Source organism: Streptomyces sp. NPDC051211, assembly GCF_040689505.1.
Taxonomy (GTDB): domain Bacteria; phylum Actinomycetota; class Actinomycetes; order Streptomycetales; family Streptomycetaceae; genus Streptomyces.
In genome coordinates, this window is record NZ_JBFBAV010000001.1 from 372,649 (window position 1) to 397,723 (window position 25,075).

The 25,075-nt window shown below is 71.2% G+C and carries 28 protein-coding genes; 9 read left to right on the forward strand and 19 right to left on the reverse strand.

Features of this window, described 5'->3' with window-relative positions; all coding sequences use genetic code 11:
• The first annotated feature begins 25 nt into the window (after positions 1-25).
• The 5 genes from folP to AB0447_RS01835 all read left to right on the forward strand — a co-directional run bounded on the left by folP (position 26) and on the right by AB0447_RS01835 (position 2,983).
• Positions 26-898 (forward strand): dihydropteroate synthase, encoded by an 873-nt coding sequence (gene folP, locus AB0447_RS01815; RefSeq protein WP_366474430.1) that lies wholly within the window; start codon positions 26-28, stop codon positions 896-898.
• A 37-nt stretch (positions 899-935) separates the two neighbouring features.
• Positions 936-1,379 carry a nuclear transport factor 2 family protein gene (locus AB0447_RS01820; RefSeq protein ID WP_366474431.1) on the forward strand — a complete coding sequence of 148 codons (444 nt, stop codon included), beginning with the start codon at positions 936-938 and terminating at the stop codon, positions 1,377-1,379.
• Between the two features lie 100 nt (positions 1,380-1,479).
• Positions 1,480-1,839 (forward strand): dihydroneopterin aldolase, encoded by a 360-nt coding sequence (gene folB / locus AB0447_RS01825; protein ID WP_366474432.1) that lies wholly within the window; start codon positions 1,480-1,482, stop codon positions 1,837-1,839.
• On the forward strand, positions 1,836-2,435 hold the full coding sequence (gene folK, locus AB0447_RS01830) for a 2-amino-4-hydroxy-6-hydroxymethyldihydropteridine diphosphokinase (RefSeq protein WP_366474433.1): 600 nt from the start codon (positions 1,836-1,838) through the stop codon (positions 2,433-2,435). Before folB ends, folK begins: the two co-directional genes overlap by 4 nt.
• Before the next feature lie 59 nt (positions 2,436-2,494).
• Positions 2,495-2,983, forward strand: coding sequence for a DUF3180 domain-containing protein (locus AB0447_RS01835; RefSeq protein ID WP_366474434.1), 489 nt, complete (start codon positions 2,495-2,497; stop codon positions 2,981-2,983).
• Positions 2,984-3,132: 149 nt separating this feature from the next.
• Here the strand turns inward: AB0447_RS01835 and folE are convergent, their stop codons facing one another.
• The 6 genes from folE to dacB all read right to left on the reverse strand — a co-directional run bounded on the left by folE (position 3,133) and on the right by dacB (position 10,554).
• Complete coding sequence (gene folE, locus AB0447_RS01840; protein ID WP_366474435.1) at positions 3,133-3,738, reverse strand: GTP cyclohydrolase I FolE; 606 nt, start codon at positions 3,736-3,738, stop codon at positions 3,133-3,135.
• A gap of 111 nt (positions 3,739-3,849) precedes the next feature.
• Positions 3,850-5,877 (reverse strand): ATP-dependent zinc metalloprotease FtsH, encoded by a 2,028-nt coding sequence (ftsH, locus tag AB0447_RS01845; protein WP_366474436.1) that lies wholly within the window; start codon positions 5,875-5,877, stop codon positions 3,850-3,852.
• 183 nt (positions 5,878-6,060) lie between these two features.
• Complete coding sequence (gene hpt / locus AB0447_RS01850; RefSeq protein WP_351316948.1) at positions 6,061-6,600, reverse strand: hypoxanthine phosphoribosyltransferase; 540 nt, start codon at positions 6,598-6,600, stop codon at positions 6,061-6,063.
• A 40-nt stretch (positions 6,601-6,640) separates the two neighbouring features.
• On the reverse strand, positions 6,641-7,669 hold the full coding sequence (gene tilS, locus AB0447_RS01855; RefSeq protein WP_366474437.1) for a tRNA lysidine(34) synthetase TilS: 1,029 nt from the start codon (positions 7,667-7,669) through the stop codon (positions 6,641-6,643).
• A 187-nt stretch (positions 7,670-7,856) separates the two neighbouring features.
• Positions 7,857-8,996, reverse strand: a complete 1,140-nt coding sequence (locus tag AB0447_RS01860; RefSeq protein WP_366474438.1) for a zinc-dependent metalloprotease — start codon at positions 8,994-8,996, stop codon at positions 7,857-7,859.
• A gap of 46 nt (positions 8,997-9,042) precedes the next feature.
• Entirely contained in the window at positions 9,043-10,554 is a 1,512-nt protein-coding gene (dacB, locus tag AB0447_RS01865) for a D-alanyl-D-alanine carboxypeptidase/D-alanyl-D-alanine-endopeptidase (protein ID WP_366474439.1), read from the reverse strand.
• Between the two features lie 156 nt (positions 10,555-10,710).
• Between dacB and AB0447_RS01870 the strand changes: the two genes are divergently transcribed.
• On the forward strand, positions 10,711-11,205 hold the full coding sequence (locus AB0447_RS01870) for an inorganic diphosphatase (RefSeq protein WP_150212202.1): 495 nt from the start codon (positions 10,711-10,713) through the stop codon (positions 11,203-11,205).
• Between the two features lie 127 nt (positions 11,206-11,332).
• The gene (locus AB0447_RS01875) at positions 11,333-12,976 is read left to right on the forward strand and encodes a threonine/serine exporter family protein (RefSeq protein WP_366474440.1); all 1,644 of its coding nucleotides are present in this window, start codon (positions 11,333-11,335) and stop codon (positions 12,974-12,976) included.
• A gap of 31 nt (positions 12,977-13,007) precedes the next feature.
• Here the strand turns inward: AB0447_RS01875 and AB0447_RS01880 are convergent, their stop codons facing one another.
• Together AB0447_RS01880 and AB0447_RS01885 are read right to left on the reverse strand one after the other, a co-directional pair.
• Positions 13,008-13,715, reverse strand: a complete 708-nt coding sequence (locus AB0447_RS01880) for a VTT domain-containing protein (protein WP_366474441.1) — start codon at positions 13,713-13,715, stop codon at positions 13,008-13,010.
• A 91-nt stretch (positions 13,716-13,806) separates the two neighbouring features.
• Positions 13,807-14,565 carry a MerR family transcriptional regulator gene (locus tag AB0447_RS01885; RefSeq protein WP_366474442.1) on the reverse strand — a complete coding sequence of 253 codons (759 nt, stop codon included), beginning with the start codon at positions 14,563-14,565 and terminating at the stop codon, positions 13,807-13,809.
• A 112-nt stretch (positions 14,566-14,677) separates the two neighbouring features.
• Between AB0447_RS01885 and AB0447_RS01890 the strand changes: the two genes are divergently transcribed.
• Positions 14,678-15,934, forward strand: a complete 1,257-nt coding sequence (locus AB0447_RS01890; protein WP_366474443.1) for an ion channel protein — start codon at positions 14,678-14,680, stop codon at positions 15,932-15,934.
• 24 nt (positions 15,935-15,958) lie between these two features.
• Here AB0447_RS01890 and AB0447_RS01895 read toward each other — a convergent pair whose 3' ends face one another.
• The 6 genes from AB0447_RS01895 to AB0447_RS01920 all read right to left on the reverse strand — a co-directional run bounded on the left by AB0447_RS01895 (position 15,959) and on the right by AB0447_RS01920 (position 21,472).
• Positions 15,959-16,741 (reverse strand): ABC transporter permease, encoded by a 783-nt coding sequence (locus AB0447_RS01895; protein WP_366474445.1) that lies wholly within the window; start codon positions 16,739-16,741, stop codon positions 15,959-15,961.
• Positions 16,738-17,679 (reverse strand): ATP-binding cassette domain-containing protein, encoded by a 942-nt coding sequence (locus AB0447_RS01900; protein ID WP_366474446.1) that lies wholly within the window; start codon positions 17,677-17,679, stop codon positions 16,738-16,740. Before AB0447_RS01900 ends, AB0447_RS01895 begins: the two co-directional genes overlap by 4 nt.
• 83 nt (positions 17,680-17,762) lie before the next feature.
• Entirely contained in the window at positions 17,763-18,377 is a 615-nt protein-coding gene (locus tag AB0447_RS01905) for a PadR family transcriptional regulator (RefSeq protein ID WP_366474447.1), read from the reverse strand.
• Positions 18,378-18,455: 78 nt separating this feature from the next.
• Positions 18,456-18,968 carry a DinB family protein gene (locus AB0447_RS01910; RefSeq protein ID WP_366474448.1) on the reverse strand — a complete coding sequence of 171 codons (513 nt, stop codon included), beginning with the start codon at positions 18,966-18,968 and terminating at the stop codon, positions 18,456-18,458.
• Between the two features lie 96 nt (positions 18,969-19,064).
• Entirely contained in the window at positions 19,065-20,522 is a 1,458-nt protein-coding gene (locus AB0447_RS01915) for an aldehyde dehydrogenase family protein (RefSeq protein WP_366474449.1), read from the reverse strand.
• A 71-nt stretch (positions 20,523-20,593) separates the two neighbouring features.
• Positions 20,594-21,472, reverse strand: a complete 879-nt coding sequence (locus AB0447_RS01920) for a helix-turn-helix transcriptional regulator (protein WP_366474450.1) — start codon at positions 21,470-21,472, stop codon at positions 20,594-20,596.
• Between the two features lie 321 nt (positions 21,473-21,793).
• On the opposite strand from AB0447_RS01920, the gene AB0447_RS01925 reads away from it, so the two are divergent.
• A complete protein-coding gene (locus AB0447_RS01925) occupies positions 21,794-22,297 on the forward strand; it encodes an ATP-binding protein (protein ID WP_366474451.1) in 504 nt (167 codons plus the stop codon).
• A 169-nt stretch (positions 22,298-22,466) separates the two neighbouring features.
• Here the strand turns inward: AB0447_RS01925 and AB0447_RS01930 are convergent, their stop codons facing one another.
• The 5 genes from AB0447_RS01930 to rpmG form a co-directional block, all read right to left on the reverse strand.
• On the reverse strand, positions 22,467-22,703 hold the full coding sequence (locus AB0447_RS01930) for a DUF397 domain-containing protein (protein ID WP_366474452.1): 237 nt from the start codon (positions 22,701-22,703) through the stop codon (positions 22,467-22,469).
• 101 nt (positions 22,704-22,804) lie between these two features.
• Positions 22,805-23,047: a 30S ribosomal protein S18 gene (gene rpsR / locus AB0447_RS01935; protein WP_366474453.1), complete on the reverse strand. Its 243-nt coding sequence runs from the start codon at positions 23,045-23,047 to the stop codon at positions 22,805-22,807.
• 34 nt (positions 23,048-23,081) lie between these two features.
• A complete protein-coding gene (locus tag AB0447_RS01940; RefSeq protein WP_366474454.1) occupies positions 23,082-24,230 on the reverse strand; it encodes a GTP-binding protein in 1,149 nt (382 codons plus the stop codon).
• On the reverse strand, positions 24,227-24,475 hold the full coding sequence (locus AB0447_RS01945; protein ID WP_366474455.1) for a type B 50S ribosomal protein L31: 249 nt from the start codon (positions 24,473-24,475) through the stop codon (positions 24,227-24,229). The genes AB0447_RS01940 and AB0447_RS01945 overlap by 4 nt, the downstream gene beginning before the upstream one ends.
• 8 nt (positions 24,476-24,483) lie before the next feature.
• Positions 24,484-24,648, reverse strand: coding sequence for a 50S ribosomal protein L33 (gene rpmG / locus AB0447_RS01950; RefSeq protein ID WP_362709513.1), 165 nt, complete (start codon positions 24,646-24,648; stop codon positions 24,484-24,486).
• Between the last annotated feature and the right edge of the window lie 427 nt (positions 24,649-25,075).

Consider the following 25,075-nt stretch of genomic DNA (forward strand, 5'->3'; position numbering starts at 1 on the left):
GACCGGCGGCCCTACCCTGGAACACATGAACAGCATGCGCGGGCCCGCCGTCAGGGGCCGGATCGAAGGGCTTCCGGACTGGGACCGCTGCGCGGTCATGGGCGTGGTCAATGTGACGCCCGACTCCTTCTCCGACGGCGGCCGCTGGTTCGACACCACCGCCGCCGTCAAGCGGGGCCTCGACCTCGTCGCCCAGGGCGCCGACCTCGTCGACGTCGGCGGCGAGTCCACCCGGCCGGGCGCCAGCCGGGTCGACGCCGACGAAGAGCTCCGCCGGGTCGTCCCCGTCGTCCGCGGCCTGGTCTCCGAAGGGGTCACCGTCTCCGTCGACACCATGCGGGCCGCCGTCGCCGAGCAGGCCGTCGCGGCCGGCGCGGCCCTCGTCAACGACGTCAGCGGCGGCCTCGCCGACCCCGGCATGATCCCGGCCGTCGCGGCCGCCGGAGTGCCCTTCGTGGTCATGCACTGGCGCGGCTTCAGCGAAGGCATGAACAGCCTCGCCGTGTACGAGGACGTGATCGGCGAGGTCACCGCGGAACTCCGGACCCGCATCGACGCCGTCATCGCCGGCGGGATCGCCCCCGAGCGCCTGGTCGTCGACCCCGGCCTCGGCTTCGCCAAGCAGGCCGAACACGACCTCGCCCTCGTCGCCCACCTGCGCGAGCTGCGCGCCCTCGGCTTCCCGCTGCTCGTCGCCGCCTCCCGCAAGCGGTTCCTGGGCCGCGTACTGGCCGGGGACGGCCGGACCGACCCGCCGCCCGCCCGCGAGCGGGACGCCGCCACCGCCGCCGTCTCGGCCATCGCCGCCCACGAGGGCGCCTGGGCCGTCCGGGTCCACGAGGTACGGGCCACCGCCGACGCGGTTCGGGTCGCGCGCGCCGTGGAAGGAGCACTGTGATCCGTACCCGGATCCGAACGGGCGCGAGAGGAGCCAGGTGAGCAGAACCGACATCGAGGCGGTCGAAGAGGTCAACACGGCCTTCTACGAGGCCATGGAACGGGGGGACTTCGACACCCTGTCGGGGCTCTGGCTCGACGACGAGATCTCCTGCGTGCACCCCGGCTGGCCGGTCCTCACCGGCCGCGGCGAGGTCCTCCGCTCCTACGCGCTGATCATGTCCCACACGGACTACATCCAGTTCTTCCTGACCGACACCAAGGTCGCCGTCATCGGCGACACCGCCGTCGTCACCTGCACCGAGAACATCCTCAGCGGCGGCCCCGCCGAGGACGGCCAGGACCTCGGCCCGCTCGTCGGACAGCTGGTCGTCGCCACGAATGTGTTCCGACGCACATCCGAGGGGTGGCAGCTCTGGTCCCACCACGGTTCTCCGGTCCTCACCGAGGACGACGAAGAGGAAGAAGAGGACCCCGCGTGACCCCTGTCGCAGGGTTTGCTGTTTATCGCAGGTAAATTCGAAGGTACGACGCCGACCGCACTCGGCGTAGGAAGCACCTACCTAAGCAGGAGTGATTCGCGTGGATCGTGTCGCGCTGCGCGGCCTCAAGGCCCGCGGGCACCATGGCGTCTTCCCCCGGGAGCGCGAGGAAGGCCAGACCTTCATCGTCGACCTGGTGCTGCACATCGACACCCGCCCCGCGGCGGCCGACGACGACCTGGCGAAGACCGTGCACTACGGGGTCGTCGCCGAGGAGGTCGTGGACGTGGTCCAAGGCGAGCCGGTCGACCTGATCGAGACGCTCGCCGAGCGGATCGCCCAGCAGTGCCTCAAGCACGAGGCGGTGGCGCAGGTCGAGGTCATCGTCCACAAGCCGGATGCACCGATCACCGTCCCCTTCGACGATGTGACCATCACGATCACCCGGAGCCGCGCATGAACCAGACCCAGAGCGACCCCACGGTGCAGCCCGTCCCCGCGTCCGTCGTCGAAACGGTCGATGCGGCCGACGTGACACTGTCCAACCCCAAATGGGCGGTGATCGCCCTCGGCGCAAACCTCGGCAACCGCCTGGAAACCCTCCAGGGCGCCATCGACGCCCTCGGCGACACCCCGGGCCTGCGGGTCAAGGGCGTCTCCCCGGTCTACGAGACCGAGCCCTGGGGCGTGGAGCCCGGCTCCCAGCCCTCCTACTTCAACGCCGTGGTGGTCCTGAAGACCACCCTTCCGCCGTCCTCCCTGCTGGAGCGCGGCCACGCCATCGAAGAGGCCTTCCACCGGGTCCGCGAGGAGCGCTGGGGCGCCCGCACCCTCGACGTCGACATCATCACGTACGCCGACGTCGTCTCGGCCGACCCGGTGCTCACCCTCCCGCACCCGCGCGCCCACCAGCGCGCCTTCGTGCTGGCCCCCTGGCACGACGTCGACCCGGAGGCCCAGCTCCCCGGCCACGGCCCCGTCGCCGACCTGCTGGCCGGTCTCGACCGCAGCGGTGTCACCGCGCGCCCCGACCTGGAACTCCACCTCCCCGAGTAGGCGTTCGTTAGCCTGAACCCGCGATACCGCGGCATCGGACGAGAACGGGGAACAGGCACGTGAAGCAACTGAGGCTGGGAGTCCTCGCGGGCATCTTCCTGGTCGCCGGAGTCCTGTCCTGGGCCGGCGCCCGGCTGTGGAACACGTACGGGACCCTGCCGGGCATCCCGCTGGCCGCGCCCATCGTGCTGGCCGTCATCGCGGCGGTCCTGCTGGCCACCGCCCTGTCCCTGCGCGCCCGCCTGAAGGCCCAGCGGGAGCGCCGCCCGGGCGCCAAGGGGGTCGAACCCCTGATGGCCGCCCGCGCGGTGGTCTTCGGCCAGGCCAGCGCGCTGGTCGCGGCGCTGGTGGCCGGCATGTACGGCGGGACGGGCCTGTTCCTGTTCCTCGCGGACCTCACCCAGGTCCCGGCCCGCCGCGACCAGGCCGTCTACGCCGGCTTCTCGGTCCTGGCGGGCGCGGCGGTCATCGCGGCGGCCCTCTTCCTGGAACGCGTCTGCAAACTCCCCGATGACGACGACCCGGGCAAGGCCCCGGCCCACGCCTGATTTTCCAGATCCGCCTCCCCCATGGCCCGGACCACCACCGGGCCCACCCCGCCGCTGCGCTCCTCCGCCGGTGCGACCACGGCCCTCTGTTCCATCGCACCACGGACGTGCACTGCGGCCGAGGCCAGACCGGGCCGATGGCCGAGGGGTCAGCGCGCCATGATCAGGGACATCGCCTCGTTGCGGGTCGCGACGTCGCGCAGCTGGCCGCGGACGGCCGAGGTGATGGTCTTCGCGCCCGGCTTGCGGACTCCGCGCATGGTCATGCACATGTGCTCGCACTCGACGACCACGATCACACCGCGCGGCTCCAGGATTTCCATCAGGGAGTCCGCTATCTGAGTGGTGAGGCGCTCCTGCACCTGCGGGCGGCGGGCGTAGACGTCGACCAGGCGGGCCAGCTTCGACAGACCGGTGATCTTGCCGTCCGTGGACGGTATGTACCCCACGTGGGCCACGCCGTGAAACGGGACCAAATGATGTTCACACGAGCTCATGACCTCGATGTCCTTCACCAGGACCATCTCGTCGTGGCCGAGGTCGAACGTGGTCGTCAGAACCTCTTCGGGCTTCTGCCACAGGCCCGCGAATATCTCCCGGTACGCCCGCGCCACCCGCGCCGGCGTCTCCAGAAGGCCCTCGCGTTCCGGGTCCTCGCCGACCGCGATGAGAAGCTCACGGACTGCCGCCTCGGCGCGCTTCTCGTCGAACTCGCCGATCGTGCCCTCGCCGTCCAGGGTCACCGGGTCGGTCATGTGTTCCTCGTTCCTGTCCTGTGTCGCCGGCATGCGAAAGTGCCGCACCCCCCAGGCTAGAACCCGGGGGGTGCGGCATCCATTCCGGGCCCGCTGGCCCGGCCGGCTGGGTCAGACCTCGGGGCGGTCCTCCGGGGCCACCTCGATGCCCTTCTCGGTCGCGACCGGGGAAGCGGCCGTGGTGCCGTTCGCCGAGTTCGTCAGCTGGAGCTCCTTCGGGGAGAGCACCGGCGGGCGGGTCGACGGGGTACGGCGGGCGGAGCCGGTCCACGCGGGGCGGGCCGGGCGCTTGACGATGGTCGAGAAGATCTCTGCGATCTCCTCCTTGCCCAGCGTCTCCTTCTCCAGCAGTGCGAGGACCAGGTTGTCGAGGACGTCCCGGTTCTCGACCAGGATCTCCCAGGCCTCGTTGTGCGCGGTCTCGATGAGCTTCTTGACCTCTTCGTCGACCAGCGCAGCGACCTCTTCCGAGTAGTCCCGCGGGTGCGACATCTCGCGGCCCAGGAACGGCTCGGTGTTGTCCCCGCCGAACTTGATCGCGCCGAGACGCTCGGTCATGCCGTACTGCGTGACCATCGCGCGAGCGGTGGCCGTGGCCTTCTCGATGTCGTTCGCGGCGCCCGTGGTCGGGTCGTGGAAGACCAGTTCCTCGGCCGCGCGCCCGCCCAGCATGTAGGCCAGCTGGTCGAGCATCTCGTTGCGCGTGGTCGAGTACTTGTCCTCGTCGGGCAGGACCATGGTGTAGCCGAGGGCCCGGCCGCGGGACAGGATCGTGATCTTGTGCACCGGGTCGGAGTTCGGGGAAGCCGCCGCGACCAGGGCGTGGCCGCCCTCGTGGTACGCGGTGATCTTCTTCTCCCGGTCCGACATGATCCGGGTCCGCTTCTGCGGGCCGGCCACGACGCGGTCGATCGCCTCGTCCAGCATGTGGTTGTCGATCAGCTTCTTGTCCGAGCGGGCCGTGAGCAGCGCGGCCTCGTTCAGCACGTTGGAGAGATCGGCACCGGTGAAGCCGGGGGTGCGGCGGGCGACGGCCGAGAGGTCGACGTCCGGAGCGACCGGCTTGCCCTTCTGGTGGACCTTGAGGATCTCCAGGCGGCCCTGCATGTCCGGGCGGTCGACCGCGATCTGCCGGTCGAAACGGCCCGGGCGCAGGAGCGCCGGGTCGAGGATGTCGGGCCGGTTGGTGGCGGCGATCAGGATGACGCCGCCCTTCACGTCGAAGCCGTCCATCTCGACGAGCAGCTGGTTCAGGGTCTGCTCGCGCTCGTCGTGTCCGCCGCCGAGGCCCGCGCCGCGGTGCCGGCCGACGGCGTCGATCTCGTCGACGAAGACGATCGCCGGGGCGTTCGCCTTGGCCTGCTCGAAGAGGTCGCGGACCCGGGAGGCACCGACACCGACGAACATCTCGACGAAGTCGGAGCCGGAGATCGAGTAGAAGGGAACACCGGCCTCGCCCGCGACGGCACGCGCGAGGAGCGTCTTGCCGGTGCCGGGCGGGCCGTACAGCAGCACGCCCTTGGGGATCTTGGCGCCGACGGCCTGGAACTTCGCCGGCTCCTGCAGGAACTCCTTGATCTCGTGGAGCTCCTCGACCGCCTCGTCCGAGCCCGCCACGTCGGCGAAGGTCGTCTTGGGGGTGTCCTTGGTGATCAGCTTGGCCTTGGACTTCCCGAAGTTCATCACTCGGGAGCCGCCGCCCTGCATCTGGTTCATCAGGAACAGGAAGACCACGACGATCAGGACGAAGGGCAGGAGAGAGAGCAGCACGCTCAGGAACGGGCTGGTCTTGTCCGGGGAGACGGTGTACCCGTCGGGGAGCTGCTGGTCCTTGACCTTGGTGTCGAGGATCGTCGCGAGCTGGACGCCCTGGTCGCCGATGTAGTTGGCCTGGAACTTGCTGCCCTTGTTGTCGCCGAGCTGCTGGCCGTCCTTCAGCTCGATCTTGATCATCTGGCTGTCACCAGTGGTGAGCTTTGCTGTCTGCACCTGGTTCTGGTTGATCGCCTGGACGACCTCGCTGGTCTCCACTGACTTATAGCCGCCGCCGGAGCCGACGACGTTCATCAACACGACCACGGCGAGGACGGCCAGCACGATCCACATGACCGGCCCACGGAAGTATCGCTTCACGTCCATCCATACGGGGCGGTGATCGCCCCGTCCCTCCTGCCCGTAGGTAAATGCTGCTGTGAGTAAAGACTGTTCTTCGGAATGTACCCCTGTATTGTCACCCGCTGCCTTCCGGTACGGCTGACAGACCCGCCTTCGACCCTCCAACGGCGGGAACGGCCCCAGGGTTCCCTGGGGCCGTACACGGGTTCAGCCGCCGTAGACGTGCGGGGCGAGGGTGCCGACGAAGGGCAGGTTGCGGTACTTCTCCGCGTAGTCCAGGCCGTAGCCCACGACGAACTCGTTCGGAATGTCGAAGCCGATCCACTTGACGTCGATCGCGACCTTCGCGGCCTCGGGCTTGCGGAGCAGCGTGACGACCTCGAGGGAGGCCGGCTCGCGCGAGCCCAGGTTCGACAGCAGCCAGGAAAGTGTCAGACCCGAGTCGATGATGTCCTCGACGATCAGGACGTGCTTGCCCTTGATGTCCGTGTCCAGGTCCTTGAGGATCCGCACCACACCGGAGGACTGGGTTCCGGCGCCGTAGGAGGACACCGCCATCCAGTCCATGGTGAGCGGGGTGGACAAGGCGCGTGCCAGGTCCGCCATCACCATCACAGCGCCCTTGAGGACGCCGACGATGAGCAGGTCCTTGCCCGCGTACTCCGCGTCGATCTTCGCGGCCAGCTCGGCCAGCTTCGCGTCGATCTCTTCCTTGGTGATGAGCACCGACTTGAGGTCGGCACCCATGTCCTTCTCGTCCACCCGCAACATCACTTTCGTTGTGCCATCAGCCCTGCCGGATGACAAGTCTGCCACCCTGCCGCTGGGCCTCGACCCGGCCGGGCAGGTTGATGGCGCCCTGGCCGCGCCAGCCGGTGATGAGGCGGTCGACTTCCTCGATGTGGCGGGCGAAGAGCGAGCCGGCCGGGGATCCGGCGGCGACCACGGCCCGGCGCAGTACCCGGCGGCGGACGGCGGGCGGCAGCGCGTAGAGCTTCGCGCATTCGAGCCGGCCGAGTTCGTCGCGTACGGAGGTCTCGGCCTCGGCGGCCCAGGCGTCGAGCGCGTCGGCGTCGTCGCGGGAGAGCTGGGCGGTCCGGGCGAGGGCCTCGACCACTCCCTTGCCGAGGGCCTTTTCGAGGGCGGGCAGTCCCTCGTGGCGGAGCCGGGAGCGGGTGTAGGCCGGGTCCATGTTGTGCGGGTCGTCCCAGACGGGCAGGGACTGGACCATGCAGGCCTTGCGGGCGGTCTGCCGGTCGATCTGGAGGAAGGGGCGGCGGTAGCGGGCTGCCGCGCGGGCGGGGCCGCCGGGGCCGCCGGAGACCTCGGGCATGCCGGAGAGGGACCGGATGCCGGATCCGCGGGCGAGGCCCAGCAGGACGGTTTCGGCCTGGTCGTCGCGGGTGTGGCCGAGCAGCACGGCGACGGCGCCGAGGCGTTCGGCGGCGGCGTCGAGGGCCGCGTACCGCGCGTCGCGGGCGGCGGCCTCGGGTCCGCCGTCGCGGCCGACGCGCACGGCGACGGACTCCGCCGGGTCCAGGCGGAGCGCGGTCATACGGGTGACCACCTCGGCGGCGCGCAGGTCGGAGCCGGGCTGCAGTCCGTGGTCGACGGTGATGCCGCCGGCCCGGACGCCGAGTTTGGGGGCTTCGAAGGCGAGGGCGGAGGCGAGCGCCATGGAGTCGGCGCCGCCGGAGCAGGCGACGAGGACGAGCGGCTGTCGGCCGTCCGGCCGGGGGGTGAGGTCGGTGAGGACGTCGTGGAGTACGCGGCGGACCGCCAGGCGTATCGCTGCGACCGCAGGATGGGGACCCATGTCCGGTGCCCTTCGGTGGAGTTTCGGATGCCGAGTCGGGATGCTCTTCGGGCGTGTGCCCGGGATCGAGATGTCACTCAGAGTGCGTTGATGGTGACAGAACCGAGCCGTTCCCCGAGCATCGCACGCCCTTCTACGGCCCACGGTCCCTCGGACGGGTGACGCTGCTTCCCCCAGTGGGACATGTTTACGCCTGTTCTCCGGTTCCCTTGCGGTGTACGCGGGCGACCCAGTCCGCGGGCTTGGCGATCTCGCCCTTGGTGGGGAGGGTGTTGGGCGAGGTCCAGATCCGGTTGAAGCCGTCCATGCCGACCTGGTCGACGACGGCGCGGACGAAGCGCTCTCCGTCGCGGTACTGGCGGAGCTTGGCGTCGAGGCCGAGCAGCTTGCGCAGGGCGGTGTCGAGACGGCCGGCGCCGCTGGCCCGGCGCCGCTGGAACTTCTCGCGGATCTCGGCGACGGAGGGCACCACCTCGGGGCCGACCCCGTCCATGACGTAGTCGGCGTGTCCCTCCAGCAGGGACATCACGGCGGTGAGCCGGCCGAGCACCTCGCGCTGCTCGGGGGTCTGGACGAGTTCGACCAGGGAGCGGCCCTCGTCGCCGCGCTCGCCCTCGGGGCGGGCGCCGGCCAGGGACTGGGCCGCCTCGCGGAGGCGTTCGAGGACCGTCATCGGGTCCATGTCGGTGGCGCCGAGGAACGACTGGATTTCGCCCTGCAGGTGGTCGCGGAGCCACGGGACGGCCGTGAACTGGGTACGGTGCGTCTCCTCGTGCAGGCAGACCCACATCCGGAAGTCCTGCGGGTGCGCCTCCAGCTCCCGCTCGACGTGCACGATGTTGGGCGCGACCAGCAGCAGGCGGCCGCCGCCGGCCGTGGAGCCGGGCAGCTCGCGGGTGACGGGCGCGAAGGTCTCGTACTGGCCGAGCACCCGGGAGGCCAGGAAGCTGAGCAGCATGCCGAGCTCGACGCCGGTGACCTTGCCGCCGAACGCGCCGAGGACGGCGCCGCCGGGGGTCGCGCCGCGGCGTTCCTGCATCTTGCCGAGCAGCGGGCCGAGGAGTTCCCGGAAGCCCGCGACGTTGGCCTTGACCCAGCCGGCCCGGTCGACGACCAGGACGGGGGTGTCGTCCACGGCCGTGCCCTCGGGGATCATCCGGGTGAATTCGCGCACGTGCCGTTCCGCGGTCCTGGCGTACTCGCGCAGTTCCGCCACGACGGCCCGGGCCTCGTCCCGGCTGACCTCCGGGCCGGGCCGTACCAGCCGGGTCGCGGTCGTCACCGCGAGGTTCCAGTCGACCATCTCCGCACCACCGATGCTCGTCATGCGTCAACCGTACGTGGACCAGCCGTTCAGCGGAGCCCGTGCGGGGCTACGGAGTGCCGGCGACGGCTGCGGCGAGCCTGTCGAGGGCCTTCTCGGCGGAGGGCTTGTCCGGGGTGTTCGCGGCGAGGAACGCGAAGGAAAGCAGTCGGCCGGAGGGCGTGACCACGGTGCCCGCGAGGGAGTTCACCCCGGACAGGGTGCCGGTCTTGGCGCGCAGCAGGCCCGCTGCCGGGGAGCTGCCGGTGTTGCGGGTGCGCAGGGTGCCCGAGAAGCCGGCCACGGGCAGGCCGGTGAGGACGGGCCGGAGCTCGGGGCGGGCGGGGTCGGCGGCCTTGGCGAGGAGGGCGGTGAGGAGTCGGGCGGAGACCTTGTCGGCGCGGTTGAGGCCGCTGCCGTCGGCGAAGCGGCTGCCGGCGAGGTCCAGGCCGAGGCCGGCGAGCTTGGCCGCGACGGCCTTCTCGGCGCCTTCGAAGCTGGCTGGCTGCCCGGCGGCGAGGGCGGTCTGCCGGGCGAGGGCTTCGGCGATGTCGTTGTCGCTGTGGGTGAGCATCCGTTCGACGAGTGCGCCGAGCGGTGTGGAGCGGGTGGTGGCGAGGGGTGCGGCCCCGGCCGGGGCCTTGGCCTGCGCCGGGGCTCCGGTGACCTTGATGCCGCTTTCGCGGAGCAGGGAGGCGAAGGCGCGGGCGGTGTCGGCCGCGGGGGTCTTGCTCCGGTCGACCGGGCCGGCGAAGGAGTCGTCCGGGCGGCCCTCGTCGGCGGTCAGGGCGCTGACCGGCGCGATGTTGTCGTTGTCGATGCCGATCGGGTGGACGGGCGGGCCGGAGTAGAGGGTGTCGTCGTAGCCGAGGGTGACGGCGGTGGTGTTCGCGGCCTTGAGGGCCTGTGCGGTGTCGGCGGCCAGGTCGACGAGGCTGCCGCCGGAGCCGGCCGGGGCCTTCTTGCGGGCCGTGAGGGAGGGGTCGCCGCCGCCGACCAGGACGATCCGGCCCGTTCCGGGGCCGGGGACCACGGTGGTGGCGATGCGGTGTTCGGGGCCGAGGGCGGCGAGCGCGGCCGCGGCGGTGGCGATCTTGACGGTGGAGGCGGGGGTCATGGCCTCGCGCGGCTTCGCCTCGTACAGGACGGTGCCGGTGGCGGTGTCGATGACGGAGGCGGTACGGAGGTCTCCGAGCGCGGGGTCGGCCAGCAGCGGCTTCAGGGCCGCGGCGAGGGCGGCGGCGTCGGGGGCGCCCCTGTCCGGGGCGGCCGCCTCGGGGCCGGCCCCGTCGGCTGCGGCGGCGTCGCGGCCGGGCTCGGCCGGCCGGGCGCTGGCGCCGGTGGCGCCCGTACCGAGGCCGGGGAGGCCCGGCAGGACTCCCGGGGCGCTGGGCGCGGCCTGCGGAAGCGGGCGTTCGCCGTGATCTGCGCCACCCGTCCGGCTCAGGGAGGCGACCCGGTCCCGCTCGGCCTTACGCTGGCCCGAGTCCCACGGACCTGCGGCCACCACCGCGCCGGCCGACAGGATCAGGCCTGCGGCGGCCGAACCCGCGACGAGCTGCCAGGTTCTGATCAATGGCACTCGGACCAGCCCCTTTCGCGATCACACGTGTGCGTGAGGGACACTTAACCACTGCGTCTTGCCGCGAGCATGGCACCCCACCCGGCAGGGCTGGGCCGGACGCGCTATCACTCGAAGCAATCGAGCTTGCAGAAGCTGATCATGGAGGAGCAGGACGTGGAGTTCGACGTCACCATCGAGATCCCCAAGGGTTCGCGGAACAAGTACGAGGTGGACCACGAGACCGGCCGGATCCGTCTGGACCGTCGCCTGTTCACCTCCACCAGCTACCCGGCCGACTACGGCTTCGTCGAGAACACCCTCGGTGAGGACGGCGACCCGCTGGACGCGCTGGTCATCCTGGACGAGCCGACCTTCCCGGGCTGCCTGATCAAGTGCCGCGCGATCGGCATGTTCCGGATGACCGACGAGGCGGGCGGCGACGACAAGCTGCTGTGCGTGCCGGCCTCCGACCCGCGCGTCGAGCACCTGCGCGACATCCACCACGTCTCCGAGTTCGACCGCCTGGAGATCCAGCACTTCTTCGAGGTCTACAAGGACCTGGAGCCGGGCAAGTCGGTCGAGGGCGCCAACTGGGTGGGCCGCACCGAGGCCGAGGCCGAGATCGAGGCCTCCTTCAAGCGCCTGCAGGCGCAGGGCGGTCACCACTGATCCCGCCCCCGTAACGCCCCGAAGGGCACTCCCGGTCGTCCGGGGGTGCCCTTCGGCGTATCCGGGGCAGCCGCGGATGAAACGGTTCCGCATACTGATACCCGGGTGACCGGGGAGTGGAGGGCGCGTGGCGGCGGAGGCCGAGGGGGAAGAGGACAGGAAGCCCCGTTCCGACGAGGCGCACAGCGCGTTCACGCCGCCCCCGGGGACGGCCCCGGAGGTGTCGCCCGAGGACGAGCCGACCTCCGAGTTCGCCCTTCCGGCGGGCACCGAGCCGGCCGAGGCCGCGCCCGAAACGGGTTCCGCCTTCGCCACGCCCAGCACCTACAGCGCGGCCCACTCGCCGCCCGCCTACATCCCCGGGCACGGCTTCCCGCTCCACCGCATCAAGGAATCGCCCTGGCAGGACCGGATGCGGACCATGCTCCGCATGCCGGTCGACGTCCGGCCGGTGGCCGAGCCAGCCCAGAAGCCGACCGAGGCGGGCCCCGCGGTGGGCCGGGTCCTCGACCTGACCCTGCGGATCGGGGAGCTGCTGCTGGCCGGCGGCGAGGGCGCGGAGGACGTGGAGGCGGCCATGTTCGCGGTGGCCCGCAGCTACGGGCTGGACCGCTGCGAGCCGACCGTCACCTTCACCATGCTGTCGATCAGCCACCAGCCTTCCCTGGTGGACCACCCCGTGACGGCTAGCCGGACGGTCCGCCGCCGCGGCACCGACTACACCCGGCTGGCGGCCGTGTACCGGCTGGTCGACGACATCAGCGCGCACGAGGTCGAGATCACCCTGGAGGAGGCGTACCGGCGGCTGGCGGAGATCCGCCGCAACCGGCACCCCTACCCCACCTGGGTGCTGACGGCCGCCGCCGGACTGCTGGCGGGAGCGGCTTCCATCCTGGTCGGCGGCGGGGTCTTCGTGTTCTTCGCGGCCGCCCTGGGCGCGGTGCTCGGCGACCGGCTGGCCTGGTTCTGTGCGGGCCGCGGGCTGCCGGAGTTCTACCAGTTCGTGGTGGCCGCGATGCCGCCCGCCGCGATCGGCGTGGCCCTCAAGGTCGCCGAGATCGATGTCCGGGCCTCCGCCGTGATCACCGGCGGGCTGTTCGCGCTGTTGCCCGGACGCGCCCTGGTGGCGGCCGTGCAGGACGGCCTGACCGGCTACTACATCACCGCCTCGGCCCGGCTGCTGGAGGTGATGTACCTGTTCATCGGGATCATCATCGGAGTGCTGGCGGTGATCTACGTCGGCCTCCAGCTGGGGGCCGCGCCCGACCCGGACGACGTGCTCCAGATCCCGGACCGGCCGCTGATCCAGATCGCCGCCTCGATGGTGCTGGTCTTCACCTTCGCGATCCTGCTCCAGCAGGAGCGGTCCACGGTGTGGATCGTCACCCTGAACGGCGGGGTCGCCTGGGTGACCTTCGGTGCGCTGCGGGCCGCCGAGCTGGCGCCGGTGCCGTCGACCGCGGTCGCGGCCGGGCTGGTGGGCCTGTTCGGGCAGCTCTTCTCGCGCTACCGGTTCGCCTCGGCCCTGCCGTACGTCACGGCGGCGATCGGCCCGCTGCTGCCGGGCTCGGCGACGTACTACGGGCTGCTGTCCATCGCCGAGAACCGGCTGGACGCGGGCCTGGCCTCGCTGACCAACGCGGCGGCGATCGCGCTGGCCATCGCGATCGGGGTGAACCTGGGGTCGGAGACCTCGCGGCTGTTCATGCGGATGCCGGGGGCGGCGAGCGCCGCGAAGCGCCGGGCGGCCAAGCGCACCCGGGGCTTCTGAGCCCGCTCCGGGTGCGCCGGCCGGTGTGTCTCTAGCGCTTGGCGTGGCGGCCGCGGCCGCCCTGGCCGGCGGCCTGCGGGGCCGAGCCGTCGGCGGGGTCGATGCCCTCGGCGGCCGCGGCCTTCGCCTCCTTGCGGGCCTTCATGACCTCGATGGCCACCGGGATGACCGAGACCAGGACGATGCCGACCAGGATGGGCTCGACATTGGTCTTGATGAACTCGATCTGGCCGAGCCAGTAGCCCGCCACCGTCACACCGGCGCCCCAGCCGATGCCGCCGATGATGTTGTACGTCAGGAACGTGCGGTACTTCATGGAGCCGGCGCCCGCGACCATCGGCGCGAAGGTCCGGATGATCGGGACGAACCGGGCGAGCACGATGGCCTTGGGGCCGTGCTTGTCCATGAACTCGTGCGCCTTGTCGAGGTTCTCCCGCTTGAAGAGCTTCGAGTTCGGCCGGTTGAACAGCTTCGGCCCGAAGAACTTGCCGATCATGTAGCCGACCTGGTCGCCGATGATCGCGGCGGCCACGATCAGGGTGCAGACCAGCCACAGCGGCTGGGTGATGTACTGCCCGTCCGCGACGAGCAGACCTGCCGTGAACAGCAGGGAGTCACCCGGGAGGAAGGCGAACAGCCCCGACTCCGCGAAGACGATGATGAGGATGCCGGGCAGCCCGAAGTGCGAAATCAGGTAGTCCGGCGACAGCCACTCCGGGGCGAGGGCGAGGGTGTTCACGAGATCCGGGCTCCTGGATTCGGGGTGGGGGCGGTGCGGTGGGCAGTCGTGCCCTCAATTATCAACGCACACCGCCACCCCCCGGTTCCACTCACCCCTTGCGAAGGGCGTTCGCCAGGATCGCGTCCCGCAGGTGCTCGGCCATACCCGGGTGCACCGCCTCGTAGGTCGCCCTGAAGCGCTCGTCCGCGACGTACATCTCACCCAGGCACTGCTGCATCTCGTACCCGCAGTCGTAGAACCAGGCGTCGATGTGCTGCCGGTGCTCCTCGGCCAGGTCCATGGCCCGCTCGCCGTCGGCGGGTTCACCCTCGGCCAGCAGGGCCGCGTAGCGGGCGTTCCAGTCGGCGTACGCGTCCTGCATCCGCTTCCAGTCGTCCTTGGTGTACGACGCGGCCCGGCGCTGCGACTCCGCATACGCCTCCGTGCCGCCCCACCGCCGTTCGGCCTCCTCCGCGTACTGCTCGGGGTCGTTCTCGCCGAAGACCTCGAACCGCTCCTCGGGCGTGAGGTTGATGCCCATCTTCTGTGCCTCCATGGCGCGCTCAACGGCCTCGGCCATCTGCTGGAGCCTGGTGATCCGGTCGGACAGCAGGGCGTGCTGCCTGCGCAGGTGCTCCTTCGGGTCCGAATCCGGGTCGTCCAGCAGGACCGAGACCTCGTCGAGGGGGAAACCGAGCTCCCGGTAGAACAGGATCCGCTGCAGCCGGTCCAGATCGGCGTCGTCGTACCGCCGGTGGCCCGCGCGGCTGCGGCCGCTCGGGGAGAGCAGGCCGATCTCGTCGTAGTGGTGCAGGGTGCGCACCGTGATTCCGGCGAAACCGGCGACCTGGCCCACGGAGTAGCCCATCGTTTCCGCTCCTCTGATCGGGTACGCACCTCACTGTGAGCCCTCACGCGACGTGAGGTGCAAGCCCGCACGCCTCCGCGATAGGGGCGAATTGCCCCTTTACGTTAAGCGGATGACGCCTGCCGCCCGCGCTCTGCTCCCTCTGATCCTCCCCGCGCTGGCTGTAGGAGTCGGCTCCGCCCTGCTGCTGGTGGGCGTGACGGTGGCCGCGGACCAGCTGGAGAAGGTGCTGTGGGAGGTCCTGCCGGACGCGGTCGGGCTCGGCCGCTACTCGGTGGCCTGGATGCTGATCGTGCTGACCGGGATCGGCGTCCTGTCCGGCTTGGTGGTGTGGAAGGTGTACGGGCATGCCGGCCCGGACCCGGCCACCAGCGGGCTGGTGGAGGCGCCGATGGACCCCCGGTGGGTTCCGGGGCTGCTGCTCGCCGGCGGGCTGACCCTGGCCGGCGGGGTGAGCCTCGGCCCGGAGAACCCCATCGTCGCCTCGAACGTCGCCCTCGCCTTCTGGCTCGGGAGCCGGTTCGCCCCGGCCCGGCCGGGCACCCTGTGGGTCGGGCTGGGCGTGGCGGGGACGGTCGGGGCGCTGTTCGGCACGCCGGTGGCGGCGGCCCTGGTGCTGACGGAGACGATGGCGGCGAGCCGCGCGGACACGGACCCGGCCCCGCTGTGGGACCGGCTGTTCGCACCGCTGATCGCTGCGGGTGCGGGCAGCCTCACCTCTTCGCTGCTCGCGCACGAGTCCTTCCGGACGACCCTGCCCGACTTCGGCAGCCCGGGCTGGGGCGACCTGCTCGCCGCGATGGTGGTCGCCTCGGCGGCCGCGCTGCTGGGACTGGCCGGCGTCTACGCCTTCCCGTACGTGCACCGGGTGTTCCACGCCCTCCCGAACCCGGTGCTGGCACTGACCGCCGGAGGGGTGGTGCTCGGGCTGCTGGGGGCCCTCGGCGGCCGGCTCACCCTCTTCAAGGGCCTGGACCAGATGCGCGAGCTGACCTCGGACCCCGGCGCGTACGCGTGGGGCGCGCTGCTGTTGATGTGCCTGGTCAAGCTGGTGGCGCTGGTGGTGGCGGCCTCGGCCGGGTTCCGGGGCGGCCGGATCTTCCCGGCGGTCTTCATCGGGGTCGCCCTGGGGCTGACGGCGCACGCCCTGGTGCCCGCCGTACACCCGATGGTGGGGACCACCTGCGGGGTGCTGGGCGTCCTGCTGGCCACCACCCGGCAGGGCTGGCTGAGCCTGTTCACCGCGGCCGTGCTGGCCCCCACGACGGGGGTGCTGCCGCTCCTGTGCGTGGCGGTGCTGCCGGCCTGGCTACTGGTGACCGGCCGCCCCCAGATGCAGCTGACCGAGGACGGCCGGTCGGTGCGCTGACGCGCTCTCTTCGCAGGCGGGGGGCTAGCGGCTCAGTCCGCGAAAGCGGCCCACCGCCAACGGGAAGAACACCGCCAGCAGCAGCACCGGCCAGAGGACCGCCAGCAGGGCCGCGTGGTCCGAGGCCCAGGAGGCGGATGCGGCCGCCGGGTTGCCGAACAGCTCGCGGACCGCCGTGGCGGTCGCCGACATCGGGTTCCACTCGACCACCGTGCCCAGCCAGCCCGGCATCGACTCCGGGGTCGCGAACGCGTTGGACAGGAAGCCCACCGGCCAGACCAGGATCTGCACCGCCTGCACCAGTTCCGGCTTGCCCGCGACCATGCCGAGCCAGATGCCGATCCACAGCATGGCGAACCGGAACAGCAGGAGCAGGCCGAAGGCGGCGAGGGCCGCCGGGAACGAGCCGTGCCAGCGCCAGCCCAGCGCGAGCCCGACCCCGGCCAGCACCGCCAGCCCCAGGGCCGACTGGATCATGTCCGCCGTGCTCCGGCCGACCAGCACCGCCGACGAGGACATCGGCATGGACCGGAAGCGGTCGATCACTCCCTTGTCCAGGTCCCGGGTCACCGCGGTCATGGTGGCCTCCAGCCCGAAGGCCATGGTCAGCGCCAGCATGCCGGGCACCAGGAACTCGACGTACTCGCCGTCGATGCCCCGCCCGCCGCCGACCAGGAAGCCGAACATCAGCAGCATCATCACCGGGAACACCAGCCCGACGAGCACCTGCACCGGCTGCCGTCCCCAGTGCGCGAGCTCGCGCCGGGTCATCGTCCAGGAATCCTGCACCGCCCAGGCCGTGCTCATGCGGTCACCTCCACGGAGTCGTCGGAGCGGTCGGTCAGCCGCAGGAACACCTCGTCCAGCGTCGGCCGGCGGAGCGCGATGTCCGCCGCCTCCACCCCGGCCTCGTCCAGCGCCCGGACGGCCGCCGCCAGATCGGCGGCGCCGGCCGCGGGCAGGCTGAGCCGCAGCTCCTCCTCGCGGACCGCGGCTCCCGGCAGGGCCCGGGCCGCGGCCGCCAGGGCCGCTGCGTCCGCCAGGGCCAGCTCCACCCGGGTGCCGCCCACTAGGGCCTTGAGCTCGTCGGCGGTGCCCTCGGCGGCGACCCGCCCGCCGTCGACCAGCGCGATCCGGTCGGCCAGCTGGTCGGCCTCCTCCAGGTACTGGGTGGTGAGCAGGACGGTCGTCCCGCCGCCCACCAGCGAGCGGACCGCGCTCCACACCTCGGCCCGGCCGCGCGGGTCGAGGCCGGTGGTGGGCTCGTCCAGGAACAGCACCGCGGGTTCGGTGATGAGCGAGGCCGCCAGGTCCAGCCGGCGGCGCATGCCGCCGCTGTACTGCTTGACCGGCTTGCGGCCGGTGTCCGCGAGCGCGAAGCGGTCCAGGAGTTCGTCCGCCCGCACGCCGGCCCGGCGCGCGCCCAGGTGGTGGAGCCGGCCGAACATCTCCAGGTTCTGCCGACCGTCCAGTTCCTCGTCCAGCGCCGCGTGCTGGCCCAGCAGGCCGATCCGGGCGCGGACGGCCGCCGCCTCGGTGCGCACGTCGTGCCCGGCGACCCGGACCACGCCCTCGTCGTGCCGCAGCAGGGTGCTCATCACCCGGACGGCCGTGGTCTTGCCGGCTCCGTTGGGGCCGAGGACGGCATGCACGGTCCCGGGCTTCACCTCCAGGTCCAGGCCGGCCAGGGCCGGCTTCTCTCCGTACCGCTTGTGAACGCCTTCGAGCACGATCAGCAGAACCACTCCCTGAAGAGATACCGAGCTAGTCAAATTTGATTAGCCGGGTCGGCCAAGGTATCCCCGGCACCCGGGCTAGTCAAACTTGATTAAGCGAAGGGGTTTTCCTGGCCCTCGGCCAGCACGCCCACGAAGGGGTCCCCGCCCTCACCGGCGAAGGAGTACGCGCCGCCTTCGATCCGGGCGATCAGCCCCCGGGTCCACTCAGCCTCCACCTCGGCCGAGTGGACCCACATGTGCATGATCTCGCCGATGTGCCCGAGCTGTTCCGGGCCGCCCTCCGGCGTGTAGTACTCGGTCACCGCCGTACGCCACTCCGCCAGCCCGTCCAGCCGCCGCCGGAGCAGCTCCAGCACCTCCGCGCGGGGCAGGTCGACCATGAAGCCGAGCGCCGCCGACAGCGCGTCGCGCTTCTGGTCGTACGCCGAGAGGGCTTCGCGCAGCAGCCGGAAGTACTCCTCGCGGCCGGCCTCCGTCATCTCGTACTCGGTACGCGGCGGGCCGCCGGCCGCGCTCGGGGCCACTTCGTGCGCGAGCAGCACTCCCTGCTTGGCCATCTGCTTGAGCGCGTGGTAGATCGAGCCGGGCTTGGCGTTCGACCACTCGTGCGCGCCCCAGTACTCCAGGTCGTTGCGCACCTGGTAGCCGTGGGCCCGCCCGTGCTGGCGGACCGCCCCGAGGACGAGAAGCCGGATCGCTGACATGGGGCCCAGGCTATCCAGCCGGGCCGGGCGGGAACGGCGGGGCCGGGCAGGTCCGGCGGGGCGGGAACGGCCGGGCGGTCAGCCCATGGCCTTGGTGCCGTCCAGGGACTCCCGGATGATGTCCGCGTGCCCGGCGTGCCGGGCGTACTCCTCCACCAGGTGCAGCAGCAGCCACCGCATCGAGACCTTCCCGTCCTTCGGGAACCAGGGGGCCTCGGGCAGCGGGAAGGTGTCGTCCAGGCTGGGGACGGCCGCGATGAAGGCCTCCAGCTCGGCCCTGACCTCTTCCCAGAAGGCGAGCGCGGACGGGATGTTCTCGTCGTCCGTCAGCCGGAAGCCGTCCCTCCAGGCCCCGTTGGAGCGGAACCGCTCATTGGGCCGCTGCTGGGCCATCCGCAGCCAGTGGAACTCGGCCTCGGCCGCGTGCTTGACCAGCCCGGACAGCGAGAGTTCGCTGGCGCTCGGACGGCTCGCCGCCTGCTCCTCGGTGAGCCCGTCCAGGGCCTCGCGGATCGCGGTCCGCTGGGCCTCTACGAAGGCCAGGAGCGTGCCGCGCTCGTCGCCGATGACCTCGGTGGAAAGCTGAGCCATGATCAACCGCCTCTTCCGTGGATGTCGCGATGTCTCCCCGCCGACGCCCCGCGCCGACAAGAAACACGCTACGGAGGCTTGCGGTCAGTTCCTGTCCTAGAAGGGGAAGGAACTCCGGCCGTGTTGCACCGAGATCCACTTCTGGGTGGTGAAGGCCTCGACGGTGGCCCGGCCGTTGAGCCGGCCCAGTCCGGAGTCCTTCTCCCCGCCGAAGGCGGCGAGCGGCTCGTCCCCGATGGTGGAGTCGTTGACGTGGATCATGCCGGTCTCGATCCGCTCGGCGAACCGCACGCCGCGCTCGACGTCCCGGGTGTGCACCGCGCCGCTCAGTCCGTACGGGGTCTCGTTGGCCAGCCGTACGGCCTCCTCCTCCCCGTCGAACACCACCAGCAGGGCCACCGGGCCGAAGATCTCCTGGCCGAGCAGCGGCGAGCCCTCGGGGATCCCGGCCAGCACGGTGGGCTCGACGAGGTTGCCGCGCGTAGACCCCCGGACCAGCGCCTGCGCGCCCTCCTCGACCGCCCGGTCCACGAGGGCGGTCAGGGCGTCGGCCTGGAAGGAGTTGATCAGCGGGCCGATGTGGGTGTCGGCGTCGTGCGGGTCGCCGGTGCGCAGGGCCTTCACCCGGGCGGTGAACTTCTCGGTGAACTCCTCGGCCACGGACCGGTCGACGAGGATCCGGTTGGCCGCCATGCAGACCTGGCCCTGGTAGACGAACCGGCTGAAGACCGCCGCGTCGACCGCGTAGTCGATGTCGGCGTCGTCGAGGACCACCAGGGCGCTGTTGCCGCTGAGTTCCAGCACCGTCCGCTTGAAGTGGCGGGCGGCGACCGAGCCCACGTGCCGGCCGACCCGGTCGGAGCCCGCGAAGGAGATCACCTTCGGGACCGGGTGGGTGAGCAGCGCGTCGCCTATCTCGGCTATGTCGGTGACCAGGACGTTCAGCAGGCCGGCCGGGAGCCCGGCGTCCTCGAAGATCTTGGCGATCACCCCGCCGCCGACCACCGGGGCGTTCTGGTTCGGCTTGATCACGACGGCGTTGCCGAGGGCCAGGGCGGGTGCGACCGACTTCATGGTCACCAGGAAGGGGAAGTTGAAGGGGCTGATCACCGCGACCACGCCGACCGGGAGGCGCTGGACCCGGTTCTCCTTGCCCTCGACCGGGGAGGGCAGGATCTCCCCCTCGGGGCGGACGGCCAGCTGGATGGCCTCGCGGATGAACTCCTTGGCGAGGTGGACCTCGTACTCGGCCTTGGGGCGGGTCCCGCCGAGCTCGTCGATCATCGCCTCGACGATGTCCTTCTCGCGCTCCTCGGTGATTCTCAGGGCGCGTTCGAGGACGGTGCGTCTGGTGTAAGGGCTGGTCCGCGCCCACTCGGCCTGCGCCCGCTCGGCGGCACGGTAGGCACGGTCGACCTGCTCGACGGTGGCCACGGTGATGGCAGCGAGCTTCTCACCGTTGTACGGGTTGACGTCGATGATGTCCCACGACCCGGTGCCGGCCAGCCATTCGCCGTCGATGTACTGGTGGGCCAGGTCCTCGAATATGGCCATGCCATCCCTTACTGCAGGCGCGCACCCGGGCGCTGCACCGGAGACTGATCAGACGTCATACTACGTGCGAATCAAGACAGTTGGAGAAGACCACGGAGAACGTCCCGGGTCTGGCCGGGGTCCGGGCAGTCCTGCTGGAGCCGCTCCATCGCCCGGTCGTACTGCGCCACTTCCTCGTCCTTGTCCAGGTAGAGGGCGCTGGTGAGCTGTTCCAGATAGACGATGTCCTGGAGGTCGGACTCGGGGAAGCGGAGCAGGGTGAAGGCTCCGCTCTCGCCGGCGTGACCGCCGAAGGAGAAGGGCATCACCTGCAGCCGCACGTTGGGCCGCTGCGAGATCTCGATGAGGTGCTCCAACTGGCCCCGCATGACGGCGCGGTCGCCGTAGGGGCGGCGCAGCGCGGCCTCGTCGAGGACGGCGTGGAAGAGCGGGGCGTTCTCGGAGACCAGGACCTTCTGGCGTTCCAGGCGGAGGGCGACCCGGCGGTCGATCTCGGCCGCGGTGGCCTCGGGCATGCCGCGGCTGACCACGGCGTGCGCATACGCCTCGGTCTGCAACAGGCCGTGGATGAACTGGACTTCGTAGATCCGGATGAGCGAGGCGGCGCCCTCCAGGCCGATGTAGGTCTGGAACCAGCCCGGCAGCACGTCGCCGTAACTGTGCCACCAGCCCGCCGCGTTGGCCTCGCGGACCAGTCCGAGGAGGGACTCCCGCTCGGTGCCGTCCGTGACTCCGTAGAGCGTGAGGAGGTCCTCGACGTCCCTGGCCTTGAAGCTCACCCTTCCCAACTCCAAGCGGCTGATCTTCGATTCGGATGCGCGGATCGAGTAACCGGCCGCCTCACGGGTGATCCCGCGGGATTCTCGGAGCCGCCTGAGCTGCGAGCCCAGGAGGATGCGGCGCACCACAGAACCGCTCGCTTCTGCGGTCACTTGTCCTGCCCTCCCCATCGCTATGAGCGCGTCGCGGGGCCCCCGTACCCCAGGGCCCGCAGTCTGCCACCAAAACGCATCGGGCCGTACTCGTTCTGTAACGGAATACGGGCTCCCGGAAAAGAAGTCCGTAAGTATGCGTAGGAAGAAATGAGCAAGAACCGTCACGGGAGTGGACAGGTCCGGCGCGTGCACGTGCATCTGCCCTTGCATCCGGCAGCGCCATTCGGAACCATGGTGCCGCGCCTGCGTGCTCTTTCGCGCCGACGCCCGACCCACCCCGCAGTTTTTTCATGGACACAGCCGCCGCTCCGTCCGCGAATCCCGGGAGTGCCTCGCATGGGGATGAATGGATCGACCATGCTCGAGCCGTTACGGCAGGGGCTGCCCCCGGTCGACCCCACGGCCGTCTCCGGGTCCGCCTCCTGCGCCCTCCCGGCCCGGTACGAAGCGGTGCGCGGCGCCCGCTCGTTCACCCGGTCGACGCTCGGCCAGTGGGGGCTGGAGGACCGCTTCGACGACGTGTCCCTGGTGGTCTCCGAACTCGTCACCAACGCCCTGCGGCACGCCCTGCCGAAGGACGCGCGCGGCGGGGAGCAGGACCCGCCGGTCCGGCTGCACCTGATGCGGTGGAGCACCCGGCTGGTGTGCGCGGTGCGCGATCCCAGCGAGGACAGCCCCGGGGGCTGCTTCTCACCGGAGAAGACGGACGAGAACAGCGACGCGGAATCGGGGCGCGGGCTGTTCCTGGTGGACTCGTACAGCGACAGCTGGGGCTGGCACCCGCTCGCGGGCCGGCTGACCGGCAAGGTGGTCTGGGCGCTGTTCCTGCTCCAGGACTGACCCGCGCCCGGAGGAGTCGGAGCAATCTGACGAAAATGGACGCAATCCGTCCCGATCAGACCCGATCAGGCGCCGAACACAACCCACGCCACACACCACTGGCCGGGACCGATCACAGCGATCGGTCCCGGCCAGTGCACGTGCATGGCTTGATCATCCGATCGATGGATCAGCTGATCAGATGGTCGAATTCCCCGTCCTTTGCGCCGAGCAGCAGGGCCTCTATCTCGGCCGGTGTGTACACGAGGGCCGGCCCGTCCGGGAAGCGCGAGTTGCGCACGGCCACGTCACCGCCCGGCAGCTTGGCGAACTCCACGCAGGAACCCTGCGAGTTGCTGTGCCTGCTCTTCTGCCAGGTCACCCCGTCTAGCTCTGCAGCTGCCATCCCGTTGTACGCGTGGTCCACAGGAAGCCCCCGATAGTGCAGATGTCAACTGCACCGGATCATAGCTCTGTTCATACGCGTCTGCATGGGCAGATGCACGTGCACGCGGGGTGGTTCCTTGATCACGCAGAGGCGGGTCCGTAGGGCAGCAGGGCCATTTCACGGGCGTTCTTGATGGCCCGGGCCAGGTCACGCTGCTGCTGCACGCTCACCCGGGTGACGCGGCGGCTGCGTATCTTCCCGCGGTCCGAGATGAACTTACGGAGCAGATCGGTCTCTTTGTAGTCGATGTACGTAATTCCGGCTGCGTCCAGCGGATTGGGCCGCGACGCCCTGGTCGGGCGCACTTCTCGTCGGCGGGCCATGTTCGGTTCTCCTTGAGCTTCCGAGCGGGGTGGTTCAGGCGACGTGGTCGAGCAGGGCGTCGAAGGCCCGCGGCAGCCGGGCCCAGCCCTCGGGGCCAGCGGCGTACTCGGCGTCGTCGAGCAGGCAGGACTCCAGCAGCCCGGCCAGCGCCTCCCGGTCCAGGCCGGGCGAGGTGAAGACCAGGTGCTGGCAGCGGTCCCCGTGTTCGGGGTGCCAGTCGAGGGCGGCGGCCGCCCGCCGCACCGGCGGGACCATCTCCCACGCGGCATCGGGCAGCGAGGCCAGCCAGGGGCCGGCGCCCTCCACGCAGAGCGCGCCGCCCGCCGCGTCCCAGGCGAGCAGGGTCTCGGGCCGGTCGGCCAGCCAGAAGCGGCCCCGACTGCGGGCTGCCGCGCAGGTCAGATCCTCCAGGGCGGAGTAGAGGCGGCCGGGGTGGAAGGGCCGGGTCCGGTGCCACACGAAGGTGGCCACTCCGCACTCGTCGGCCTCCTGCGGCAGCAGGGCGCAGGCCGGGTGCTGCCGGTCGGCGGCCGCCGCCACGTCGAACTCCCCTTCCAGGGCCGCCCGTACGAGCTCGGGCGAGCCGGCCGGCAGCCGCCGGGCGGTCGGGTGCAGCTGGGTGAGCAGCGCGGCGTCCTCTTCGTCCGCCTCCTCGCTGTCGACGAGGGCGAGCACCGGCGCGTACTCGAGCTGCCGGGCCCAGGTGTCGGCGATGGTCCGCCCGTCGGTGGCGGCGGCCGCCAGGCCCGCCTCGGCGAGGTCGTCGCCGTTGCCGAGGCAGTCGAGCAGCAGGGCGGGGTCGACGGCGGTCACCACATTGGTCAGCCGGAGGAAGTCCGCGCCGTGCGCGGCGACCACCTCGGCCATCGCCTTGGGTTCGACCGAGTCCCAGAGCTCGACGACGGCGAGCCGGCAGAGATCGCCGCCGGCCGCCAGCCGTTCGAGCTCCGGGACCAGGTCGTCGCGCAGCGCACAGCACGCGCAGTCGTTGACGAGCGGGGCCTCTCCGGTTCCCTGCACGCCGGACGCGTCGCGGACCGTGCGCCGCACGGTGCCCTCGGCGGCGGTGGAGAGGTCGTGGTGCAGTGCGACGCTGCCCGGCACCGCGCGGAGCAGCGTCTCCACGACCTCCTTCCGCGCGTCCGAGTGCAGCCCGCCGACGATCACGACGGGCAGTCTCACTTCCGGCTCCCGTACCGGCGCTCGAAGCGCTCGACGCGGCCGGCGGTGTCGAGGACCCGCGCGGTGCCGGTGTAGAAGGGGTGGCTCGCCGAGGAGATCTCGACGTCGATGACGGGGTAGGTGTTGCCGTCCTCCCAGATCACGGTCTTGTCGCTGGTGGCGGTGGACCGGGTGAGGAAGGCGAAGTCGGCGGCCTTGTCGCGGAAGACGACGGGCGCGTAGGCGGGGTGGATTCCGTTCTTCATGTGCTGGTTCAGCGCTCCTCGCGGAAGTCGACGTGGCGGCCGGCGACCGGGTCGTACTTGCGGAGGACCAGCCGGTCGGGGTCGTTCCGGCGGTTCTTGCGGGTGACGTAGGTGTAGCCGGTGCCCGCCGTGGAGCGGAGCTTGATGATCGGGCGTAGTTCGTTGCGGGCCATGCCGCTAGAGTAGATGAAAATGGTTCCCATCTTCAAGAGGAGGCCCCGCCCCATGCCCGAGCCCCGGCCCGCCGAGCCCCGGGCGGCGCTCACACGCAAGGCCCGCCGCGCAACGACCCTCGCCCGCTACACGGCCCGCCGAGCCCTCCTCAGGGCCTTGACCGGCCCTCCGCGCCACGTGAGACGCCCGCCGGGGTGAGGGGCGGGGCCCTGGGGGCGCCAGCTGGGACGCAGCCCTGGCTGGAGGCTCGGGGCGAGCACTGCCCGCAGGCGGCTGGGCCCGGGCGGAGCCCCACCCCCAGCCCCGCCGGCCTTTGAGGCGCGGGGTCCGGGGCGGAGCCCCACCCCCAGCCCCACCGGCCTTTGAGGCACGGGGCCTGGGGCGCAGCCCCACCCCCAGCCCCACCGGCCTTTGAGGCACGGGGCG

Coding starts and splice junctions, on each gene's coding strand:
- folP (WP_366474430.1), top strand. CDS start 26: ATGAACAGCATGCGCGGGCCCGCCGTCAGGGGCCGGATCGAAGGGCTT.
- folK (WP_366474433.1), top strand. CDS start 1,836: ATGAACCAGACCCAGAGCGACCCCACGGTGCAGCCCGTCCCCGCGTCC.
- folE (WP_366474435.1), bottom strand. CDS start 3,738: ATGACCGACCCGGTGACCCTGGACGGCGAGGGCACGATCGGCGAGTTC.
- ftsH (WP_366474436.1), bottom strand. CDS start 5,877: ATGGACGTGAAGCGATACTTCCGTGGGCCGGTCATGTGGATCGTGCTG.
- hpt (WP_351316948.1), bottom strand. CDS start 6,600: ATGGGTGCCGACCTCAAGTCGGTGCTCATCACCAAGGAAGAGATCGAC.
- tilS (WP_366474437.1), bottom strand. CDS start 7,669: ATGGGTCCCCATCCTGCGGTCGCAGCGATACGCCTGGCGGTCCGCCGC.
- AB0447_RS01860 (WP_366474438.1), bottom strand. CDS start 8,996: ATGACGAGCATCGGTGGTGCGGAGATGGTCGACTGGAACCTCGCGGTG.
- AB0447_RS01885 (WP_366474442.1), bottom strand. CDS start 14,565: ATGGGCTACTCCGTGGGCCAGGTCGCCGGTTTCGCCGGAATCACGGTG.
- AB0447_RS01890 (WP_366474443.1), top strand. CDS start 14,678: ATGACGCCTGCCGCCCGCGCTCTGCTCCCTCTGATCCTCCCCGCGCTG.
- AB0447_RS01895 (WP_366474445.1), bottom strand. CDS start 16,741: ATGAGCACGGCCTGGGCGGTGCAGGATTCCTGGACGATGACCCGGCGC.
- AB0447_RS01905 (WP_366474447.1), bottom strand. CDS start 18,377: ATGTCAGCGATCCGGCTTCTCGTCCTCGGGGCGGTCCGCCAGCACGGG.
- AB0447_RS01910 (WP_366474448.1), bottom strand. CDS start 18,968: ATGGCTCAGCTTTCCACCGAGGTCATCGGCGACGAGCGCGGCACGCTC.
- AB0447_RS01915 (WP_366474449.1), bottom strand. CDS start 20,522: ATGGCCATATTCGAGGACCTGGCCCACCAGTACATCGACGGCGAATGG.
- AB0447_RS01920 (WP_366474450.1), bottom strand. CDS start 21,472: ATGGGGAGGGCAGGACAAGTGACCGCAGAAGCGAGCGGTTCTGTGGTG.
- AB0447_RS01925 (WP_366474451.1), top strand. CDS start 21,794: ATGGGGATGAATGGATCGACCATGCTCGAGCCGTTACGGCAGGGGCTG.
- rpsR (WP_366474453.1), bottom strand. CDS start 23,047: ATGGCCCGCCGACGAGAAGTGCGCCCGACCAGGGCGTCGCGGCCCAAT.
- AB0447_RS01945 (WP_366474455.1), bottom strand. CDS start 24,475: ATGAAGAACGGAATCCACCCCGCCTACGCGCCCGTCGTCTTCCGCGAC.
- rpmG (WP_362709513.1), bottom strand. CDS start 24,648: ATGGCCCGCAACGAACTACGCCCGATCATCAAGCTCCGCTCCACGGCG.